This window comes from Streptomyces sp. NPDC031365 (assembly GCF_055569765.1).
On the sequence record NZ_JBVIIM010000012.1, the window covers coordinates 170,245 to 189,481 of the forward strand.

The window sequence follows — 19,237 nt, forward strand, 5'->3', positions numbered from 1 at the left end:
TTCGTGGTGTTCAGCTCCTGCACGACGGCCTTGGAGATGTCCCCGCCGGAAAGCTCTCCCTCGCTGTCCAACCGAACCGAGTTCGCCATCCTCAGGCCGTTGTCCATGCCCGAATCAGGCCCCCGGTACAGGCTGAGCCGTACCGGCGGCGGTCTGACCGGTGAGCGGCCTTCTCCCGTCTCCGGCGAAACGTGTCTCGCGCGACCGTCAGGGCAGCGCCCGTCCGGCGACGACCAGCCGGACCTCCGGACTTCCGTCCGTCCGCCGCCCGAACTCGGGCAGCGCCTGGAACTCCACCACGAAACCCGCCCGGGACAACTCGCGCCACATGCCGCCGAACCGGAAGGCGCGGTAATACATGACGAACGGCGGACGCCAAACGGCGTTGCGCACCCGCATCACCGCATCGAACCCCAGCAGCATCCCGTACATGAGCGAGCCCGGCCGGGGCGGAGCGACCACGGGAAAGACGAAGCGGCCACCGGGCCGCAGCACCGAGTGGACCTGCGCGAACAACCCCGGCAGCTCCCGTGGCAGGAAATGCCCGAACGCCCCGAAACTGACCACGAGGTCGAAGACCGGCCCGAACGGCAGGGCCCGTGCGTCGGCCCGCACCCAGCGGATCCGGGGCCCGGACGGCCCCGGCGGCCCGGTCCGCTCCCGCGCGACGTCCAGCATGCCCGCGCTGAAATCCACACCCGTGACGCTCTCCCCGCACACCTGCCTCAGCACACCGACGCCCGCACCGGTGCCGCAGCACAGATCGAGCCCGGCGCCGAACGGCCCTGCCCGCCGCAGTGCCGCGGCCGTGGCGTCGAGCACCGGATCCGGCGTACGGAAGGGGGTGTGGTCGAACTTCGGCGCGAGGAGGTCGTAACCGCGTTCCACGGACGACAGCGCCTGAACGACGAGTTCACGCAGGCGAGGGCCTTCGGGGTCGAACATCGGATCAGCCTAGAGGAGGGCTCCGGCCCACGGAGGCACTCCGCACCGCCACGCTCGGTGATACAGTACGGAAAGCACTCCTTGTACGCCCCTGGTCGGGCGTCGGGTGCCAGTTCTCCTTCGATTTCTCTCCGGTTCGCCGCCCCGCCCGTCACGTCCGACCGGCGCACAGGCTTTCCCGCATCACCTCGTCGGCAGGGATCGCTCCCACCGTGACCGGTGATGTTCTCGCCGCCCGGAGGCGCGCATCCGCCCTCCTCGCGCGGTTTCTCTCCTTCCCCTCGCATGTCCCCGCCCGTCGTCCGCGAAAGGACCGGTCCCATGACCACCACCACACTCGATCACCCTCCCGTGCAGCAGCGGCCCCGGATCGTCACCGGCGTCCTCGACATCGACGCGGCCGGGAAGGGGCACCTGCGCGCCGAGAGCCTTCTGGCCTCCCCCGCCGACCCGCCCGTGTCGCCCGCGCTGCTGCGCCGTCACGGTCTGCGCAAGGGCGACCGGGTGGAGGGTGTCCATGACGGGCGGCACGGCCTGACCGAGATCACCCGGGTCGACGGCCGTACGCCCGACGCGCTGCGCGGCCGCCGGCACTTCCGGGACCTGACACCGCTTCACCCGCACCGGCGGCTGCGCCTGGAACACCCGGCGTCCGGGCCGGCCGGGCGGATCGCCGACCTGTTCACGCCGGTCGGCAAGGGGCAGCGCGGGCTGCTCGTGGCGCCGCCCAAGACCGGCAAGACCGTCCTCCTCCAACAACTCGCGGCGGCGGTGGCCGGGAACCACCCGGAGTGCCGGCTGATGGTGGTGCTGCTCGACGAACGGCCCGAGGAGGTCACCGACATGCGGCGCTCGGTGCGCGGCGAGGTGTACGCCTCGACCTTCGACCGCCCGGCCAGGGAGCACATCGCGCTCGCCGAGCTGGTCATCGAACGGGCCAAGCGGCTGGTCGAGGCCGGCGAGGACGTCGTCGTACTGCTCGACTCGCTGACCCGGCTGTGCCGGGCGTACAACAACGCGGCCGCGTCCGGTGGACGCACCCTCAGCGGCGGAGTCGACGCCACCGCGCTGCTCGGGCCCAAGCGGTTCTTCGGTGCCGCCCGTCGGGCCGAGGAGGGCGGCTCCCTCACGATCCTCGCCTCCGCCCTGGTGGAGACCGGTTCCCGCGCCGACGAGTTCTACTTCGAGGAGCTCAAGAGCACCGGCAACATGGAGCTGCGGCTGAGCCGCGAGGCGGCCACCCGGCGGCTGTTCCCGGCCGTCGACCTCACCGCCTCGGGCACCCGCCGCGAAGAACTGCTGCTCACACCGGCCGAGTTGGCCGCCGCAGCGGGGCTGCGGCGTGCTCTGGGATCCCGGGACGGGCTGGCCGCTCTGGAGACGCTGCTCGGGCGGATGCGCGAGACTCCCGACAACGCGACGTTTCTGCGGCGGGTCCGGCCGACCCTGCCCGGCGGCTGACGGCGCGTCGGCATGTGGCATCCGGGTGCTCGGGAGCGGTCTGCGGCCGGGGCAGCACGGTGTTCCGGACGTCGATTCCTACGTTTGCAGTATGACTATCGGATTTGCTTCACGGGTGGCCGTGCCGGCCTGTGCGTTCTGCACGGCGGGGCTGCTGCTGCTCGCGCCCGCCGCGGCCACCAGCGGTGCGGGCCTGGATCCCGGACCGCGGGCGACGGACACCGGCACGTCGCTGCTGTACCGGCCCGGCACGCACGTCCGTCCGCGCCCGGGGGCACCCGAGGTCCCGGATCTGACCGCCCTCTCGTGGCTGATCGCCGACTCCCGCACCGGCGATGTGCTGGCGGCGCATGACGCGCACCGCAGACTGCCGCCCGCCAGCACCCTCAAGACGCTGTTCGCCCTCACCGTGCTGCCCACCCTGCCGGCCGGCACCCGGCACCGGGTCGGCGCGCAGGAGCTGACAGGCATCGGGCCCGGCAGCAGCCTCGTCGGCGTCGCCGAGAACCGGACATACCGGGTGTCCGACCTGTGGAACGGGGTCTTCCTCAGCTCCGGAAACGACGCCGTACACGTGCTGGCCGCGCTGACCGGCGGCTGGCGGGACACGGCCGAGCGCATGCAGGCCAAGGCCCGCGCCCTGGGCGCCCGCGACACCCGGGTGAAGTCGCCCGACGGCTACGACGCGCCCGGCCAGGTGTCGTCCGCGTTCGACCTGGCGGTGTTCGGCCGGGCCGGGCTGCGCAACCCCGAGTTCGCGCGGTACTGCGCCAGGGAGGAGGCGCGGTTCCCGGGCCGCGACGGCGCCTCCTACGGAATCGTCAACACCAACCGGCTGCTCACGGGCGCGGACGGAGTCGAGCCCTACCCGGGCCTGATCGGGATCAAGAACGGCTATACGAGCCACGCCGGCAACACGCTCGTCGCGGCCGCGCGCCGCGACGGCCGCACCCTCGTGGTCACGGTCATGAACCCCCGTTCGGACGATGGGCACGCGGTGTACGAGGAGGCGCGTTCGCTCCTGGACTGGGGTTTCGAGGCGGCGGACCGGGTCGACCGGGTGGGCTCGCTGGACGCCCTGCGGCCCGGACCGCTGCGGGGACCGGAGGCGGAGGCCGCAACGGTACCGGCGGCCCGGCGGGACGACGGTCCGGGACGACCGGTGTCCTGGAGCATCGCCGGTGCCGCCCTGCTGGGCGCGGCGGCGACGGCGCTGTTCCTTCGGCTCAGGTGGGGTCCGGTACCGACCGACTGACCAGGCGGCGGCAGGGTCAGAACACGGAGACGCCGGTGAGTGTCGTGAAGCGGTCCAGCGCGGCGACGCCCGCCACCGAGTTGCCCCGCTCGTCCAGGCCGGGGCCCCACACGCACAGGGTGCAGCGGCCCGGGACGACGGCGATGATCCCGCCGCCGACCCCGCTCTTGCCGGGCAGGCCGACCCGGTAGGCGAAATCGCCGGCCGCGTCGTACGTGCCACAGGTCAGCATCACGGCGTTGACCTGTTTGGCCTGGCTCCCGCTGAGCAGCCGGGTGCCGTCGGCGCGGATGCCCTGCCGGGCGAGGAAGCCCGTCGCCAGGGCGAGGTCGGCGCAGGAAGCGGCGACGGAGCACTGGCGGAAGTACTGGTCGAGCAGGACCGGCACCGGATTGTCGATGTTGCCGTAGGACGCCATGAAGTGGGCGAGGGCTGCGTTGCGACTGCCGTGGGCCTCTTCGGACGCGGCGACCCCCATGTCGAAGGACAGGCCGGGATTGCCGCTCTCCGTGCGCAGGAAGGCGAGCAGTTCACCGGCCGCGTCACCGGTACGGGTGTGCAGCCGGTCGGTGACGACCAGGGCGCCCGCGTTGATGAACGGATTGCGCGGGATGCCGTTCTCGTACTCCAGCTGCACCAGGGAGTTGAAGGGATTGCCGGAGGGTTCGCGGCCCACGTGCTCCCACAGGGCGTCCCCCTCGCGGGACAGGTCGAGGGCGAGCGTGTACACCTTGGTGAGGGACTGTGCCGAGAAGGGCCGGCGCCAGTCCCCCACCCCGTACACCGTGCCGTCCGGTTCGGCGACGGCCATACCGAAGTGTCTCGGGTCGCAGGCCGCGAGCGCCGGGATGTAGCCGGCGGGGCGGCCGCGGCCGGGGGTCCGCTCGATCTCCTCGGCGATGCGCTCCAGGACCGGCTTGAAAGTAGTGGACGCTGCCATGATCCCCATTGTCCAGGACGGGGGCCGGGCACCTTCTCTCGCGGGGCCCGGTGAGGAAGCGCCCCAGCGGGGCGCGGGGAGCGGTCCTGCGGGCCGTCGACGGCACGCAGGGGGCCTCGAACCGCCGCTGTGATGTTCGCGGGCGCTCAGGCACGGGCCGGGACGGTCACCGGGTCAAGTGCCGGCACCGGCCGTATCCCGCCCACTGCCCGCCCGCCCCCGAGCAGGGTCTCTCCCGCGAACTCCTTGAGCAGGGACGGGTCCACTCCCGCCCGCGCCAGCGCCCCCGCGGTCACCGGGACGCGTGCCCGGGACGCCCCGTCGGCGATCTTGACGGCGACGGCGCGACCATCGGGGAGGGCGGCGACCTGAACACCCTCGAAGCCGTCCTTGGCGAGCAGCCCGGGAACGGCACGCATCAGTGCGGCCACGTCCCGGCCGGAGCCGGAGGCCATCTCGGCGTGCTCACGCACCGCGTCGGCGACGCGGGCCTCCGGGGTGCCGGGCGCGGCGGTGGTGAGCCGGGCGGCGGCGACGGCCAGACCGTGCAGCGAGACGGAGAAATGGGGCGCGCCGCAGCCGTCGACGGTGACCGTGGCGACGCGCTGCCCGGTGAGGTCCTCGACGATCTCGGCGATCGCCCGCTGGAGGGGATGCGCGGGGTCGAGGTAGTCGTCGAGGGACCAGCCGTTCAGCCTGGCCGTGTACAGCATGGCGGCGTGCTTGCCCGAGCAGTTCTGCGCGAGCCGGGACGGCGGGCGGCCCGCGCGCACCCAGGTGTCCCTGACGACCGGATCGAACGGCAGGTCGGGGACGTTACGGAGGTCGCCCTCGGTCAGTCCGGCCAACTCGAGGATGCGCCGGGTGCCGGCCAGGTGGCGTTCCTCGCCGGAGTGGCTGGCCGCGGCGAGCGACAGCAGTTCACCCTCGAGCGGGAGCCCCGCGCGCACCATGGCCACCGCCTGGACGGGCTTGAGCGCGGAGCGCGGGTAACAGGCAACTTCGACGTCGCCGAGCTCGAAGCCGACATCGCCGTCGCCGTCGAGGACGACGACGGAGCCGTAGTGGACGCCCTCCACGATTCCACCGCGCATCAGGTGGGCGACGGGGGCGTGGAAGGGCTCGCGGATCAGGGGCGCATCCGCGGGGAGAGTGCTGTGCATCACACTGCCTGGGGGGAGTCGTGGGGTGTCGCGGAGCGCACGATGTCGGTGAGGGTGGTCTCGACCCGGTCGAGGTGGTGGGTCATGGACTCGACGGCGTCGCGCTCGCAGCCGTCGGTCAGTGCCTCGAGGATCGCCCGGTGCTCGCGGTCGGACTGCTCGCGGCGTCCGCCGAGTTCGTTGAGGAACGCGGACTGACGGGCCAGTGCGTCCCGGATCTCCTCGATGACCCGGCGGAACACCGGGTTGTGGGCGGCCTCGGCCACGGCGAGGTGGAACAGGGTGTCCATCGCCACCCACACGGCGGTGTCGGTCTCCCGCTCCATCCGGTCCAGGAGATGCGCCAGACGGTCCAGGTTCTCCGGGGTGCGGCGTCGGGCGGCGTACCCGGCGACCGGGATCTCGATGTGCCGGCGCACCTCCATCAGGTCGCTGGCCGCGTAGTCGCCGAAGGTCGGGTCCTCGACGGTGTCGGCCACGACGAAGGTGCCCCTGCCGGTCCGCGACACGGTCAGGCCCATCGTCTGCAGGGCCCGCAACGCCTCACGCAGCACGGGCCGGGAGACCTCGAGGGTCCGGCCCAGTTCCGCCTCGGAGGGCAGTCTGTCGCCGATCGCGTACTCACCGCGCTCGATGGCGCCGCGAAGGTGGGAGAGCACCGCTTCCATCGCGCTGACGCGCCGCGGCCTGGAACCACCTGTCTGGCTGTCTGACAGGTTCACAGGGCGATCCTGCGGGGGAACGGCAGCGCTGTCAAGGCGAGGGTGGGGCGAGGGGCCGGCCGGGAAGAGGGAAGCGACGTCTCCGTGCCGACGCCGCGGCGCGTTCCGGGGTCTCCCCTCCCGTGTCCTGGGCAACACCTGGAACCGGTTGAACGTGGCCGCCGCCACGACCGCGGTGTTCGGGCCGCTCGCACCGCTCGGGGCCGGGGTGCTACGGCCACACCGCGTCGGCCAGCGCCACGCCCGCGAAGGCCGCGCCCAGGCCGGCCACGACACTCGCCACGACATTCACGACCGCGTACAGGCGGGCGCCGGTCCCGGCCAGGCGAAGGGTCTCGTAGGAAAAGGTGGAGTAGGTGGTGAGGGCGCCGCACAGGCCGGTTCCGAGCAGCAGTTGGACGTTCTCGCCCGCGGCGCCCGCGACGGACGCGCCGGTGAGCAGGCCGAGGACCAGGCAGCCGGTGACATTGACGGCGAAGGTCCCCCACGGGAACACCGAGTCGTGCCGGGACTGCACGGCACGGTCGGTGAGGTAGCGCAACGGGGCGCCGACCATGGCGCCCAGCGCCACGTACAGCCAGCTCACCGCGGTGTCCCGTCCGTCGCACCGGTGCCTTCGCCACGGCCCGCGTGACGAACGACCTCGCACCGCTCGAGCAGTGCCAGTCCTTCGGGGAGGAGCGCGTCGAGTTCGGGGAGGAAGGCCCGTACACGCTCCTCGGTGTCAACGACGACGACCGCCACCGGCAGGTCCTCGCTCAGCGACAGCAGCCGGGAGGTGTGCACGAGGGACGAGGTGCCGAAGCCTTCGACACCGCGGAAGACACTGGCGCCCGCGAGTCCTGCCGCGTGCGCCCGGTGGACGATCTCCGAGTACAGGGGCCTGTGCCGCCAGGTGTCGTTCTCGCCGACGAACACGGTCAGGCGCAGGGCGGAGCCGGTCAGAGGCGTCATGGCTGTCTCCTGGTCAGAACACGGCGTGCCGCCGCGGCGGCCGTCCACGCGGCGGCGAGGGCCACGACCGGGGTCACCGCCAGAAAGCCCAGGCCCGCGGCCGGGTGACCCCCGTCCAGCAGGTTCCGGATGTCGACGGCGTACGTCGAGAAGGTGGTGAACCCGCCGAGCACGCCGGTGGCGAAGAACGGGCGGACGAGGGGGTGGACGGTGCGGACCTCGGTGATGATCACCATGAAGACGCCGATGACGGCGCAGCCGGTGACATTGACCCAGAGGATCGTCCAGGGGAATCCGCCCGTGGGCGTCGGCCACCAGAGGGTGGCCGCGTAGCGCGCCGTGGCTCCCGCTCCCCCGCCGAGCGCGACCGCGGCAAGGGCGGGAACCTGGGCACGGATGCCGGGCCCGGCCCGAAGGCCCTCCGATTCCGGGGCTGTCACCGTCGTACGTCTCCCGCTCGCTCGGGATCAGCTTAGCGGCCGGCACGGAGCGGGGCGCTTCGAGATCGCGGGCGTTACCAGCCCTTGTCGAACAGCTGCGCCACCTCGACGATCCGCACCTCGTCGCGCCGGTAGTACCGGCGGTCGGCGCAGGTACGCAGCAGGCCGAGCGCCGTGAGCAGCCGGAGATGGGTCAGGGCGACCGGGCGGGGCACGCCGAGCTTCGTGGCGACGTCGTCCGCGGTGAGACCTCGCTCCGCTGCAGCGGGGTCGCTCAGCCACGTCAGGATGCGCAGCCGTGTCCCGTCGACGGGGTTCCTCAGCATCTGGTACACCTCCGCGCCGGGGCTTCCTCACTCCGGCGCCCTATCACTGTCCCGCGACCGGGGCCCTCGTGTCCCGGACTGCCGGTACCTTGTCCGGGACCCAACGGCCGTCCAGGGCACGTCCGTTCGGCAGCGGAGTGTGTCTCCTGCCCGGTGGTGCGGAGCGGCGTCACAGCCATGCCGCCGCCGGGTGGACAGGGACGGCCGCGGTGAGCGGGAGCGCCGAGTCGAGGAGATCCGCGGCTCTCCTCGCTTCAGGCGCACCCTGGTCGTACCGGTCCGCGGGGGCCATGAACCCGAGGGCCGCGGTGAGGGTGCTCGCGGCCGTCGCGGTCTGGGCGGGTAGGGCGGTGAGGGCGAGCCCGGCCGCGAGAGGCGGCAGCAGGGCGCGGAGTGTGCGTCTGGGATGGAACATGGGCGTTCGTCGTCCCTTCGACATGGGGAGAGGGGTGCCCCTGCCTCCTCGGGAGGGGTGCGGGGGCCCCTCCGCCCGCGGCCGGTGTGCTCACACGGGCGGAGGGGAGTCGCGGCTCAGCCGTCGAGTCGCACGACCCGGACGGCCCCGGCCGGGACCGGGAAGCGGCCTGCGGCGCGTTCACCGGTCAGCAGTTCGGTGCCGGGCGTGTCCAGCGGCACCTTGGCGTCGGTGGCGGTGTGGTTGATCACGAACAGGAAGGTGCCCGACCCGCCCGTGCGGCGCACCACTTCGACATCGCGGGGCAGATCGGCGCGCGGGGCGATCCGGGCGTCCTCGGCGACCCGGCCGAGCAGCGTGGCGAGGCCCTCGGCGCCGAGCCGGGTGGAGATGTACCAGGCGGTGCCCTCGCCGAGGCGGTGCCGGGTGACGGCGGGCCGGCCGGAGGTGAGACCGTCGGCGGTGATCCTGCCGACGGAGCTGGTCAAGCGCGACTCGGCATGAGGAGCGCCCGGCGCCCCACCCGGTCCGGACAGCACCGGTCCGACCTGGTGGAAGGGCCGCCCGCGCGACACGTTCATTGAATCTCGAACGAGTGTTACGGTGCGGGTATGGGAGCGAAGGCCGCCGGTGCGCGGCTCGAGGAGCGGTGGCGCGACATCCTCGCCCTGCACGCGCGCACCCTGGGCGAGGTCGACCGTGCGCTGCACCCGTACGGGCTCGGCGCGTCCGACTTCGAGGTGCTGGACCTGCTCGCCGCCGGGGCGGCCCGGGAGGGTGAGCCGTGCCGGGTGCAGAATCTGGCGGGCCGGGTCCACCTCAGTCAGAGCGCGCTGTCCCGCCTCATCGCCCGACTGGAGAAGGACGGCCTCGTCGAGCGCAGCCTGTGCCTGGAGGACCGTCGCGGCGTCCACGTGGCGCTCACACCCAAGGGCCGGGCTCTGCACGCCGGCGCCCTGCCGGCGCAGCGAGCGGCACTGGCCCGCGTGCTGGGCGACTAGCCGGGCGGGGGCCCGTCCGGCGGATCGTGCCGGGGACCCTGGGGCGGTGCGCACTTCGCCGCGGTCCGGATGCGGTGGGAGGCGTTCGGGCGGCGTCGCCGTCGGACGCCGGTCCCCCGCGCCAGGCCGCTCTCCCCACTCCCGCCCGAGCAGGGCCCCGTCGCACGGGGGCCTCATCGCGCCGGCACCTTCCGCCGCCCCGCGGCCGGACGCGCAGGACCCGGGCGCGCCCGTGCCGTCCGCACACGCCGCCGGTTCCTTCCGGCCCGTCCACCGGCCGGGCCCTGGCTCACGGGGCGGATCCGGTGCGGTTCACGGGCGGGCCAGCAGGGTGCGCACTCCCTCCGAGGTGAGCGTGAGGCGGTGGTCGGAGCTGCCGTCGATGGTCAGTGACAGGTCGTCGGCCGGCCACTGGGCGGCGAGCGCGCCGAGCGGGACCAGGCGGTAGCGGGAGACGAACGGCAGCAGCCCGGCCATCTCGAGCTCGGACGTGAACACGGGCACCACGTGGTCGCCGCCCGGCTGCTCCAGCACGGGCAGTGCCACAGCGTCCGGGTCGGCGGCCTCCTCGTCGCCCGCGTCGTCGGGAACGGGGATCAGTACGTCGCTGTTCGCGAGGGCGTCCAGCGCCACCGTGTCCTCGGTGTTCTCGGACAAAGCACCCAGGGCCCGCTGGGCGGGCGTGGGGGCGTTGTTCTCGTGCGCGGGTGTCTCCATGGCAGATTCCCTGATAGCGGCGGTCGTGCGGCCCGCCCGGGGAGACGATCCGCCCCGGGCACAGTGCTGCACGCGTACCCGGTCGCATGTCGCGCAACCCTGCGAATTCCCGGTCGCCCCTCCCCCGCGGAGACCCCCTCCGGGACGCCCCGACAGCATGGCTATCATATGAGCACCCTCTAGCTCGAAAGATGATCCTGTGACTGTCAACGAAGACTCGTTCACCCGTTGGAAGCACCGCGAGGAGATCGCGGAGTCGATGATCCCGGTCATCGGGAAGCTGCACCGGGAGCGGGACGTCACCGTCCTGCTGCACAGCCGTTCCTTGGTGAACAAGTCGGTGGTCAGCATTCTCAAAACCCACCGCTTCGCCCGGCAGATCGCCGGTGAGGAGCTGTCGGTCACCGAGACGCTGCCCTTCCTGCAGGCGCTCACCACGCTCGACCTCGGCCCGTCCCAGATCGACATCGGTCTGCTCGCCGAGGCCCACCGCGCCGACGACCGGGGTCTGTCGGTGGCCGAGTTCACCGCCGAGGCCGTCTCCGGCGCGACCGGCGCGGACAAGATCGAGCGCCGCGAGCCGCGTGACGTCGTCCTGTACGGCTTCGGCCGCATCGGCCGTCTGCTGGCCCGGCTGCTCATCGAGAAGTCGGGCTCCGGCAACGGTCTGCGTCTGCGCGCGATCGTGGTCCGCCGGGGCGGCGAGCAGGACATCGTCAAGCGGGCCTCGCTGCTGCGCCGTGACTCCGTGCACGGCCAGTTCCAGGGCACGATCACCGTCGACGAGGCGAACAGCACCATCGTCGCCAACGGCAACACGGTCAAGGTGATCTACGCGAACGACCCGACGGAGATCGACTACACGGCGTACGGCATCAGGAACGCCATCCTCATCGACAACACCGGCAAGTGGCGCGACCGCGAGGGACTGTCGAACCACTTGCGTCCCGGCGTCGACAAGGTGGTGCTGACCGCGCCCGGCAAGGGCGACGTGCCCAACATCGTGCACGGCGTCAACCACGACACCCTCAAGCCGGACGAGCAGATCCTCTCCTGCGCCTCCTGCACCACCAACGCGATCGTGCCGCCGCTGAAGGCGATGGCGGACGAGTACGGGGTGCTGCGCGGGCACGTGGAGACCGTCCACTCGTTCACCAACGACCAGAACCTGCTGGACAACTACCACAAGTCGGAGCGCCGCGGACGTTCCGCACCGCTGAACATGGTGATCACCGAGACGGGCGCCGCCTCGGCCGTCGCCAAGGCGCTGCCCGATCTGGACGCGACCATCACGGGCAGCTCGATCCGGGTCCCCGTGCCGGATGTGTCGATCGCGATCCTCAACCTCCAGCTGGCCCGCGCGACCAACCGCCAGGAGGTCCTGGACCACCTCCGCAAGGTGTCACTGACCTCGCCGCTGAAGCGCCAGATCGACTTCATCAGCGCACCGGACGCGGTGTCCAGCGACTTCATCGGCTCCCGGCACGCCTCGATCGTGGACGCCGGAGCGCTGAAGGTCGAGGGCGACAACGCGATCCTGTACCTCTGGTACGACAACGAGTTCGGCTACTCCTGCCAGGTCGTCCGTGTCGTCCAGTACGTCTCGGGCGTGGAGTACCCGACGTACCCGGCGCCGGCGGTCTGATCCGGGGGGCCGCCCCGCGCGGGCGGAGTGACGGGGCGGGGCGGACGGGATGTCCGGCCCCGCCCCGGTCTGCCCGGACGACCGGCGGTAAGGGCCAGATCGATAACGATCACCCCGTACGGGTTGCCGGGGCACGCGCAGTTCCTAGTCTTCGCACATGTCCCTCTTCAGCAGTCGCACCAGCAGACGTCCCCGTATCGCCCCCGCCCTCGACGACACCGAACTGGCCCGGGTGACAGGGAAGTTGAGCAAGCGGGGCGGGATCGGCAAGTCGGCCGACGTGGCGCTCGTCGCCACCCTGCTGGAGGAGACCGGGGACGACTGGGACAGCCGCAGCCACCGGGTGTCCGTTCTGGCCGAGGCGACGGCGGACACCGGGACCGGTTCCGCCTGGCTGGCCAGGGAGCCGGACAGCGCCGACGCCCTGGTGTTCCACGCCTGGTCCCAGCTGGCGCGCGGACTGCGGGACGGGCATCTGGAGGACGCCGGACAGCTGGTCTCCCACTGCCACCGGGCCTCCGAACTGAGACCGGAGGATCCGCTGCCGTGGGTGGCCCTGATCGGTGTGTCACGGATCGAGCGGTACGGCCAGAACGACGTCAACGCGGTGTGGCGGGAGGCCACCGGACGCGACCGCTGGCACCGTGAGGCGTATCTGCAGATGCTCGCGTATCTGTCGCCGGAGGAAGGCGGTTCCAGTGCATCCGTGCTCGACTTCGTCGACGTGGTGCGCAGCAGGATCCCGGCCAACGCGCCGTGTGCGGCGGTGGAGCTGACCGCCGCCGTCCGCCAGTACCAGGGACTGCTGGCACAGGGCGGCGTCCGCGCCATGACCGCCGGTCAGCTCTGGTCGGGCGGACAGATCGCGGCGGCGCTGGAGCAGGCGGCCGCCCTGTGGGCGAAGCCGGGGTTCTTCCAGCACGCGGCGGCGGCGGCCGACCTGAACGTGCTGGCGTACGCGCTGTGCGCGGCCGGGCGCGCCGCCGACGCGCACTCCGTCTTCCAGGCCCTCCAGGGCACGGTCACGCCCTGGCCGTGGGATGCCGACGGCCCCGCCGTCCAGCGCTACGAACAGCACCTGGCCAAGTCGGAACGGGGCCGGCAGGGCGGCATCGGCGGCTGAGCCCTTCCACCGGCCCTGTCAGGGGAGGCTCAGGGTGCTGGTGATCACTTCCCGCAAGGACCGTGCGGGGTCGGCCGGGCGGGACGTGTGGCGCCAGGCGACGAAGCCGTCGGGACGGACCAGCACCGCGCCGTCCGGGGTGATGCCGTGGGCGCCGGCCCAGTCCGTACCGGGTTCGGGAGTGAGGTCGGCGTGCGGGCCCTCGCCGATGCGGTAGGCGTCGAGGGGGACGGACAGCCGGGCCGCGAGCTCGGTGGCCGCCGTGTGCCAGGGGCCGTTCTCCGCGCTGAGCAGGACCAGGGACCGCTCGTACAGGTCGAGCGTGGAGATCCGGTTGCCGCCGCGGTCCAGCCACAGGTGAGGGGCCCGGGTGCCGGGCTCACCGGTCAGCGCGAGCGCGTCGGGGACGACCGGTGCTGTGGGATCGGCGCCCAGGACGGCGCCGCTCGGATAGCGGTAGCCCAGTGCCACGTTGAGGATGCCACCCTTCCTGCCCTCCGAGCCGGCCGTCCCGCCGGCCGGCGTGTACCCGGGGTGGCTGTGCTCCACCGAGCGGGACGAGGCGCGGGCGCTGGTCGCCTCCGCGACGGGCCGGCGTTCGGCGTCGTACGTGCCGAGCAGGGCGGGTCCGGCCCAGCCGCCCAGCACGGCGGCCAGCTTCCAGGCGAGGTTGTGGGCGTCCTGGATGCCGGTGTTGGAGCCGAACGCCCCGGTGGGTGACATCTCGTGGGCCGAGTCACCTGCCAGGAACACCCGGCCGTCGGCGTACCGTTCGGCGACCCGCTCGGCGGCGTGCCAGGCGGCCCGGCCGGTGATCGTCACGTCCAGGTCCGGTACACCGACGGCCCGCCGGATATGGGCGACGCACCGTTCGTCGGTGAACTCCTCGAGGGTCTCGCCGTGTTCGGGGTGCCAGGGCGCGTGGAAGACCCACCGCTCCCGGTTGTCCACCGGGAGCAGCGCTCCGTCGGCGTCCGGGCTGGTGAGGTAGCAGACGATGAATTTCCGGTCGCCGACGACATCGGCGAGGTCCCGGGACGTGAAGGTGACGCTGACGTTGTGGAACAGGTCGCCGGGGCCGCTGTGCCCGATGCCGAGCCGCTCGCGGACGGGGCTGCGCGGACCGTCCGCGGCCACGAGATAGTCCGCCCGGACGGTGGTGTGCTCGCCCGTCTCCCGGCTCTTGACCCGCGCCGTCACCCCGTCGGGGTCCTGCTCGAACGACATCATCTCGCTGCCGAAGCGCAGGTCCCCGCCGAGTGCGCGGGCACTCTCCAGCAACACCGGCTCGAGGTCGTTCTGGCTGCACAGGCACCATCCGGCAGGGCTGAACCGGGCGAGTCCCCCGCCGGGGTCGATCTCCCGGAACAGCCACTCGCCGGCGTCGCCCACCAGGCTCGGTGTCTGCAGGATGCCGTGGTTGTCCGCCAGCACCGACGCCGCCTCCGCGATACGCCGGTCCACCCCGGCCGTCCGGAACAGCTCCATCGTGCGCACGTTGTTCCCCCGTCCGCGCGGATGGATCGACGTGCCCGCGTGGCGCTCCACGAGCGTGTGCGGCACCCCCAGCCGGCCCAGGAACAGGGACATCGACAGGCCCACCAGGGAGCCGCCGACGATGAGGACGGGCGTGCGGTGAACCGCCTCGCCGGCCGTGTCCGATCGGTTCATGAAGCGCCTCCAGTGTGCCCGGTACGGGCTGAGGAACAGGACGCACATTCCATGCCCGGTACGGACCGGCCGGCGTCCCTGCGGCACCCGGATGGCGCGCGATTCACCCGGGTGCCCCGTGTCGCTCGCGCGCTCCGGGGGTCGCGTCAACCATCGACACATGGCGACCCCGGCCCATCGGACATGGCGGTCGTTCCTGACCTTCCGTGAAGAGCGGGTCGAAGAGGCCTCACGCAGAGGCTTCGCGAAGAAGAGGAGAGGTGCGCCGGATGACCATGTCGGGACGCATATCGCAGTCCGCCTTCGACGGGTCCAGGCTGCGGGTGATCCTGCTGCTCGACCTGTACGAAGGAGCCCAGGAGCAGTTCCTCGACGCCTACGAGCACATGCGCAACAAGGTCGCGTCAGTCCCCGGTCACCTCAGTGACCAGCTGTGTCAGTCGATCGAGAACCCCTCGCAGTGGCTCATCACCAGCGAGTGGGAGAGCGCCCCGCCGTTCCTCGCGTGGGTGAACAGCGAGGAGCACGTCGAGACCGTCCGGCCGATGCACAGTTGCGTCCGCGACACCCGGTCGATGCGCTACAGCGTCCTGCGCGAGACCCACCCCGACCGGCCGCTCACCCCCGAGGCCGCGGCGGCCGGGCTCCAGTCGGCCGCCCGCGTGGGCGACGGTGTGGCGCGCCACGCCCTCACCTTCACCGTCAAGCCGGGCTCCGAGTCCAAGGTCGCGGAGCACCTGGCCGCCTACAGGTCGCCCAAGGCGCAGGTGGACGACACCACACGGCTGCGCCGCACCTCGCTCTTCATGTACGGCAACCGTGTGGTGCGGGCGGTGGAGGTGGAGGGCGACCTGCTGGCCGCGCTGCGCCACGTGGCACGTCAGCCGGAGGTACGCGCGGTCGAGGAGGCCATCAACCCCTATCTGGAGCAGGACCGGGATCTGACCGACCCCGAGTCCGCGCGGCTGTTCTTCACCCGGGCGGCGCTCCCCGCCGTCCACCATGTGGCGGCCGGGCGCCCGGAACCCGCCGGGCTGCGGCGGCACGCGCTGTACTACCCGGCCGTCGAGGGCCGCGGCACGGACCTGGCCCGCTTCCTCGCCCAACAGGACGAGTCCGCGGCCGACGACCCGGACAGCCCGGTGTTCGCCAGCACCGTGTTCCAGCGGGACGACATCGTGGTGCGCCTCGTCGACGTCACCGGCGAACTCGACCTGGACCCGCTCGCCGCCCTCGGCATCAAGGGCCCCGGCAGGGCGGCGGAACTGGAGCGTCTCCTGGACGGCGCCGCGATCGGCGTCGAGGGCGCCCTGGATTCGGAGCGCAACCTCAACCGGCTCCTGGCGCACGCCGACATGCTGCCCGTCACCGACCGCAGCTCCGCGCATTCCTGACGGCCGACCGCGGTGACGTCCGCGGCCGTGCCCGCCCGGACGTCACCGGCACACCGGAGGTATCAACCATGTCCAAGCAGCATCCACGCATCGTGGACCTGAGCGAGACGGAACCCAACCGACGGCGCGGGGGCGACCTCAGGACCCTGCTCACACCGGCCACCGTGGGCTCCACCAGCGGTTTCATGGGGCTGGCCATCATCAAGCCCGGCGAGCGCATCGGCGAGCACTACCACCCGTACTCCGAGGAGTTCGTGTACATGGTCAGTGGCGCCCTCGAAGTGGACCTGGACGGCGCGCCGTTCGCGCTCCGCGCCGAGCAGGGACTGATGATCCCGGTCGACATGCGGCACCGCTTCCGCAACGTCGGCGACCAGGAAGCCCGCATGGTGTTCCACCTGGGCCCGCTGGCCCCGCACCCGAGCCTTGGTCATGTCGACACCGAGGAGACCGAAAGCGCTGTCTCCGGGCCCCAGTTGAAGGTCGGCGGCCCCGAGCACGGCCGGGCGGCCGAGCCGAGCGAGGCCATAAAATGACCCGGCGAGTGGCCGTCACCGGTACAGGTGTGGTCGCTCCCGGCGGCATCGGAGCGACGGCGTTCTGGGATCTTCTGGCAGCCGGCCGCACCGCGACCCGCGGCATCTCCCTGTTCGACCCGGCCGGCCTGCGCTCACGCATAGCCGCCGAGTGCGACTTCGACCCGTTCGAGCACGGGCTGGACGCGGATCTGTGTCAGCACGCCGACCGCTACATCCAATTCGCCGCGGTCGCCGCCGCGGAAGCGGTGCGGGACTCCGGACTGGACACCGGGGCCGTGGACCCCTGGCGCACGGCGGTCTCGCTGGGCAGCGCGGTCGGCGGCACCACCCGGCTGGAAAGCGACTACGTGCGGGTCAGCGAACGCGGCCGGCGCTGGGACGTCGACCATCAGAAGGCCGAGCCCAAGCTGCACCTGGCGTTCTCCCCGAGCACCCTCGCCTCGGTCGTCGCCGAGCGGTTCGGCGCCCGGGGCCCGGTGCAGACGGTCTCCACCGGCTGCACCTCCGGGCTCGACGCGGTGGGCTACGCCTTCCACACCATCTCCGAGGGCCGGGCCGACGTCTGCATCGCGGGGGCGTCGGACTCGCCGATCTCACCGATCACGATGGCGTGCTTCGACGCCATCAAGGCGACATCGCCCAACAACGAGGACCCCGAGCACGCCTCGCGGCCCTTCGACGCCCACCGCGACGGTTTCGTGATGGGTGAGGGCGCGGCGGTGCTCGTGCTCGAGGAGTACGAGCACGCACGGGCCCGCGGCGCCGAGATCCTCTGTGAGATCAGCGGGTACGCCACCTACGGCAACGCCTACCACATGACCGGTCTGACCAGTGAGGGACTGGAGATGGCCCGGGCGATCGACACCACGCTCGACCAGGCCCGTATCGACCCCACGCTGATCGACTACGTCAACGCGCACGGCTCCGGCACCCGGCAGAACGACCGGCACGAGACGGCCGCCGTGAAGCGGTCGCTGGGCGCGCACGCCCATGAGACGCCCATGAGCTCCATCAAGTCCATGGTGGGGCACTCACTGGGTGCGATCGGCGCGATCGAGGTGGTCGCCTGCGTCCTCGCGCTGAAGCACCAGGTAGTGCCGCCGACGGCGAACTACGAGACTCCCGACCCGGAGTGCGACCTGGACTATGTGCCGCGCACCGCCCGCCCGCGGAAGCTGAACAACGTGCTCTCCGTCGGCAGCGGGTTCGGCGGCTTCCAGTCCGCGGTGCTGCTGACCGGGACGGGCGGGAGGACACGATGAGCAATCGGCGCCCCGGGCGCGCGGCCGTCACCGGTATCGGTGTGGTCGCCCCCAACGGACAGCGGACGGACGCCTACTGGAAGTCCGTCCGCGAAGGCCTCACCGTACTGGACCTGATCAGCCGTGAGGGCTGTGAGCACCTGCCGCTGCGGGTGGCCGGCGAGGTCCGGTCCTTCGACCCGGCCGCCCTCATCGAGGACCGGTTCCTGGTGCAGACCGACCGGTTCAGCCACTTCGCGATGACCGCGGCCGCCCTCGCCCTGGACGACGCCGGACTCGGCGGTGATCCCGCCGAGCCGTTCTCGGTCGGTGTGGTCACCGCCGCCGGATCCGGAGGCGGCGAGTTCGGCCAGCGCGAGCTGCAGAAGCTGTGGGGAAAGGGACCCAAGTTCGTCGGCCCGTACCAGTCCATCGCCTGGTTCTACGCCGCGAGCACCGGCCAGATCTCCATCCGCGGCGGCCTCAAGGGGCCGTGCGGGGTGGTGGCCAGTGACGAGGCGGGCGGTCTGGACTCCCTCGCCCATGCGAGCCGGGCCGTGCGGCGGGGCACCGACGTCATGGTCGTGGGAGCCGCGGAGGCGCCGCTGGCCCCGTACTCGATGGTCTGCCAGCTCGGCTATCCCGAGCTCAGCACCGTCGACGACCCCGACCGCGCGTACCGCCCGTTCACCGAGAAGGCATGCGGATTCGTGCCCGCCGAGGGCGGCGCGCTGCTCGTCGTCGAGGACGAGGTCCGGGCCAGGGAGCGCGGAGTGCCCGTACGGGCCACCGTGGCCGGGCATGCCGCCACGTTCACCGGGGCATCCCGCTGGGCGGAGTCCCGGGAGGGTCTGGCCCGGGCGATCTCCGGCGCCCTGGCCGAGGCGGGCTGCGCCCCGGAGGAGATCGACGTCGTGTTCGCCGACGCCCTGGGCGTGCCCGAGGCGGACCGCGCGGAGGCGCTGGCGATCGCCGACGCCCTCGGCGCGCACGGCACCCGGGTGCCGGTCACGGCGCCCAAGACCGGCATCGGCCGTGCCTACTGCGCGGCGCCCGTGCTGGACACGGTGGCCGCGGTGCTCGCCATGGAGAACGGCCAGGTGCCGCCCACGCCCAACGTGTTCGACATCTGCCACGACCTCGACCTGGTGATGTCGCACGCCCGCCCCGCCGAACTGCGCACCGCCCTCGTCCTCAGCAGGGGACTGATGGGCTCCAACGCGGCGCTGGTCGTGCGCCGCGGTGACGATTCCGTCCGGTAGGTCCGGGCGGGGAAGGAGCAGTC

General features: G+C 72.3%; 20 protein-coding genes and 1 pseudogene. 9 read left to right on the top strand and 12 right to left on the bottom strand.

Annotation, left to right across the window (positions count from 1 at the left end; genetic code table 11):
• Positions 1-207: 207 nt before the first annotated feature.
• Positions 208-945, bottom strand: a complete 738-nt coding sequence (locus ACZ5C2_RS19850; protein ID WP_468792656.1) for a class I SAM-dependent methyltransferase — start codon at positions 943-945, stop codon at positions 208-210.
• Between the two features lie 321 nt (positions 946-1,266).
• On the opposite strand from ACZ5C2_RS19850, the gene rho reads away from it, so the two are divergent.
• Positions 1,267-2,406: a transcription termination factor Rho gene (gene rho / locus ACZ5C2_RS19855; protein WP_468792659.1), complete on the top strand. Its 1,140-nt coding sequence runs from the start codon at positions 1,267-1,269 to the stop codon at positions 2,404-2,406.
• 91 nt (positions 2,407-2,497) lie between these two features.
• Entirely contained in the window at positions 2,498-3,661 is a 1,164-nt protein-coding gene (locus ACZ5C2_RS19860) for a D-alanyl-D-alanine carboxypeptidase family protein (protein WP_468792661.1), read from the top strand.
• A gap of 16 nt (positions 3,662-3,677) precedes the next feature.
• Here ACZ5C2_RS19860 and ACZ5C2_RS19865 read toward each other — a convergent pair whose 3' ends face one another.
• From ACZ5C2_RS19865 to ACZ5C2_RS19905, 9 genes and pseudogenes are all read right to left on the bottom strand, one after another.
• Positions 3,678-4,610: a glutaminase gene (locus ACZ5C2_RS19865; protein WP_468792664.1), complete on the bottom strand. Its 933-nt coding sequence runs from the start codon at positions 4,608-4,610 to the stop codon at positions 3,678-3,680.
• 137 nt (positions 4,611-4,747) lie between these two features.
• The gene (locus ACZ5C2_RS19870) at positions 4,748-5,764 is read right to left on the bottom strand and encodes an asparaginase (protein ID WP_468792667.1); all 1,017 of its coding nucleotides are present in this window, start codon (positions 5,762-5,764) and stop codon (positions 4,748-4,750) included.
• Entirely contained in the window at positions 5,764-6,486 is a 723-nt protein-coding gene (locus ACZ5C2_RS19875; protein ID WP_468792669.1) for a FadR/GntR family transcriptional regulator, read from the bottom strand. The genes ACZ5C2_RS19870 and ACZ5C2_RS19875 overlap by 1 nt, the downstream gene beginning before the upstream one ends.
• A 211-nt stretch (positions 6,487-6,697) precedes the next feature.
• Positions 6,698-7,072, bottom strand: a complete 375-nt coding sequence (gene crcB, locus ACZ5C2_RS19880; RefSeq protein ID WP_468792672.1) for a fluoride efflux transporter CrcB — start codon at positions 7,070-7,072, stop codon at positions 6,698-6,700.
• Positions 7,069-7,440: a DUF190 domain-containing protein gene (locus ACZ5C2_RS19885; RefSeq protein ID WP_468792675.1), complete on the bottom strand. Its 372-nt coding sequence runs from the start codon at positions 7,438-7,440 to the stop codon at positions 7,069-7,071. The genes crcB and ACZ5C2_RS19885 overlap by 4 nt, the downstream gene beginning before the upstream one ends.
• Positions 7,437-7,880, bottom strand: coding sequence for a fluoride efflux transporter FluC (locus ACZ5C2_RS19890; protein ID WP_468792677.1), 444 nt, complete (start codon positions 7,878-7,880; stop codon positions 7,437-7,439). Before ACZ5C2_RS19890 ends, ACZ5C2_RS19885 begins: the two co-directional genes overlap by 4 nt.
• 74 nt (positions 7,881-7,954) lie before the next feature.
• The gene (locus ACZ5C2_RS19895; protein ID WP_468792680.1) at positions 7,955-8,206 is read right to left on the bottom strand and encodes a helix-turn-helix domain-containing protein; all 252 of its coding nucleotides are present in this window, start codon (positions 8,204-8,206) and stop codon (positions 7,955-7,957) included.
• Between the two features lie 169 nt (positions 8,207-8,375).
• A complete protein-coding gene (locus ACZ5C2_RS19900; protein ID WP_468792682.1) occupies positions 8,376-8,621 on the bottom strand; it encodes a hypothetical protein in 246 nt (81 codons plus the stop codon).
• Positions 8,622-8,737: 116 nt separating this feature from the next.
• A pseudogene (locus ACZ5C2_RS19905) lies at positions 8,738-9,082 on the bottom strand (Beta-galactosidase C-terminal domain); the annotation flags it as partial.
• A gap of 150 nt (positions 9,083-9,232) precedes the next feature.
• On the opposite strand from ACZ5C2_RS19905, the gene ACZ5C2_RS19910 reads away from it, so the two are divergent.
• A complete protein-coding gene (locus ACZ5C2_RS19910) occupies positions 9,233-9,622 on the top strand; it encodes a MarR family transcriptional regulator (RefSeq protein WP_468792685.1) in 390 nt (129 codons plus the stop codon).
• Between the two features lie 312 nt (positions 9,623-9,934).
• Here ACZ5C2_RS19910 and ACZ5C2_RS19915 read toward each other — a convergent pair whose 3' ends face one another.
• Positions 9,935-10,339, bottom strand: a complete 405-nt coding sequence (locus ACZ5C2_RS19915; RefSeq protein WP_468792688.1) for an SseB family protein — start codon at positions 10,337-10,339, stop codon at positions 9,935-9,937.
• Positions 10,340-10,538: 199 nt separating this feature from the next.
• On the opposite strand from ACZ5C2_RS19915, the gene ACZ5C2_RS19920 reads away from it, so the two are divergent.
• Both ACZ5C2_RS19920 and ACZ5C2_RS19925 read left to right on the top strand, forming a co-directional pair.
• Complete coding sequence (locus ACZ5C2_RS19920) at positions 10,539-11,984, top strand: glyceraldehyde-3-phosphate dehydrogenase (RefSeq protein WP_468792691.1); 1,446 nt, start codon at positions 10,539-10,541, stop codon at positions 11,982-11,984.
• A 157-nt stretch (positions 11,985-12,141) separates the two neighbouring features.
• Positions 12,142-13,107, top strand: coding sequence for a hypothetical protein (locus ACZ5C2_RS19925; RefSeq protein ID WP_468792692.1), 966 nt, complete (start codon positions 12,142-12,144; stop codon positions 13,105-13,107).
• An 18-nt stretch (positions 13,108-13,125) separates the two neighbouring features.
• Here ACZ5C2_RS19925 and ACZ5C2_RS19930 read toward each other — a convergent pair whose 3' ends face one another.
• Positions 13,126-14,778: an FAD-dependent oxidoreductase gene (locus ACZ5C2_RS19930; RefSeq protein WP_468792694.1), complete on the bottom strand. Its 1,653-nt coding sequence runs from the start codon at positions 14,776-14,778 to the stop codon at positions 13,126-13,128.
• Positions 14,779-15,047: 269 nt separating this feature from the next.
• Here ACZ5C2_RS19930 and ACZ5C2_RS19935 point away from each other — a divergent pair, with 269 nt between their 5' ends.
• The 4 genes from ACZ5C2_RS19935 to ACZ5C2_RS19950 all read left to right on the top strand — a co-directional run bounded on the left by ACZ5C2_RS19935 (position 15,048) and on the right by ACZ5C2_RS19950 (position 19,214).
• Complete coding sequence (locus ACZ5C2_RS19935) at positions 15,048-16,172, top strand: SchA/CurD-like domain-containing protein (RefSeq protein ID WP_468792696.1); 1,125 nt, start codon at positions 15,048-15,050, stop codon at positions 16,170-16,172.
• A gap of 68 nt (positions 16,173-16,240) precedes the next feature.
• Positions 16,241-16,708 (top strand): cupin domain-containing protein, encoded by a 468-nt coding sequence (locus ACZ5C2_RS19940; protein WP_468792697.1) that lies wholly within the window; start codon positions 16,241-16,243, stop codon positions 16,706-16,708.
• Positions 16,705-17,973 (top strand): beta-ketoacyl-[acyl-carrier-protein] synthase family protein, encoded by a 1,269-nt coding sequence (locus tag ACZ5C2_RS19945; RefSeq protein ID WP_468792699.1) that lies wholly within the window; start codon positions 16,705-16,707, stop codon positions 17,971-17,973. The genes ACZ5C2_RS19940 and ACZ5C2_RS19945 overlap by 4 nt, the downstream gene beginning before the upstream one ends.
• The gene (locus tag ACZ5C2_RS19950; RefSeq protein ID WP_468792700.1) at positions 17,970-19,214 is read left to right on the top strand and encodes a ketosynthase chain-length factor; all 1,245 of its coding nucleotides are present in this window, start codon (positions 17,970-17,972) and stop codon (positions 19,212-19,214) included. The genes ACZ5C2_RS19945 and ACZ5C2_RS19950 overlap by 4 nt, the downstream gene beginning before the upstream one ends.
• Positions 19,215-19,237: the final 23 nt, after the last annotated feature.

Coding starts and splice junctions, on each gene's coding strand:
- ACZ5C2_RS19850 (WP_468792656.1), bottom strand. CDS start 945: ATGTTCGACCCCGAAGGCCCTCGCCTGCGTGAACTCGTCGTTCAGGCG.
- rho (WP_468792659.1), top strand. CDS start 1,267: ATGACCACCACCACACTCGATCACCCTCCCGTGCAGCAGCGGCCCCGG.
- ACZ5C2_RS19860 (WP_468792661.1), top strand. CDS start 2,498: ATGACTATCGGATTTGCTTCACGGGTGGCCGTGCCGGCCTGTGCGTTC.
- ACZ5C2_RS19865 (WP_468792664.1), bottom strand. CDS start 4,610: ATGGGGATCATGGCAGCGTCCACTACTTTCAAGCCGGTCCTGGAGCGC.
- ACZ5C2_RS19870 (WP_468792667.1), bottom strand. CDS start 5,764: ATGCACAGCACTCTCCCCGCGGATGCGCCCCTGATCCGCGAGCCCTTC.
- ACZ5C2_RS19885 (WP_468792675.1), bottom strand. CDS start 7,440: ATGACGCCTCTGACCGGCTCCGCCCTGCGCCTGACCGTGTTCGTCGGC.
- ACZ5C2_RS19895 (WP_468792680.1), bottom strand. CDS start 8,206: ATGCTGAGGAACCCCGTCGACGGGACACGGCTGCGCATCCTGACGTGG.
- ACZ5C2_RS19900 (WP_468792682.1), bottom strand. CDS start 8,621: ATGTTCCATCCCAGACGCACACTCCGCGCCCTGCTGCCGCCTCTCGCG.
- ACZ5C2_RS19910 (WP_468792685.1), top strand. CDS start 9,233: ATGGGAGCGAAGGCCGCCGGTGCGCGGCTCGAGGAGCGGTGGCGCGAC.
- ACZ5C2_RS19915 (WP_468792688.1), bottom strand. CDS start 10,339: ATGGAGACACCCGCGCACGAGAACAACGCCCCCACGCCCGCCCAGCGG.
- ACZ5C2_RS19925 (WP_468792692.1), top strand. CDS start 12,142: ATGTCCCTCTTCAGCAGTCGCACCAGCAGACGTCCCCGTATCGCCCCC.
- ACZ5C2_RS19930 (WP_468792694.1), bottom strand. CDS start 14,778: ATGAACCGATCGGACACGGCCGGCGAGGCGGTTCACCGCACGCCCGTC.
- ACZ5C2_RS19935 (WP_468792696.1), top strand. CDS start 15,048: ATGACCATGTCGGGACGCATATCGCAGTCCGCCTTCGACGGGTCCAGG.
- ACZ5C2_RS19940 (WP_468792697.1), top strand. CDS start 16,241: ATGTCCAAGCAGCATCCACGCATCGTGGACCTGAGCGAGACGGAACCC.
- ACZ5C2_RS19945 (WP_468792699.1), top strand. CDS start 16,705: ATGACCCGGCGAGTGGCCGTCACCGGTACAGGTGTGGTCGCTCCCGGC.
- ACZ5C2_RS19950 (WP_468792700.1), top strand. CDS start 17,970: ATGAGCAATCGGCGCCCCGGGCGCGCGGCCGTCACCGGTATCGGTGTG.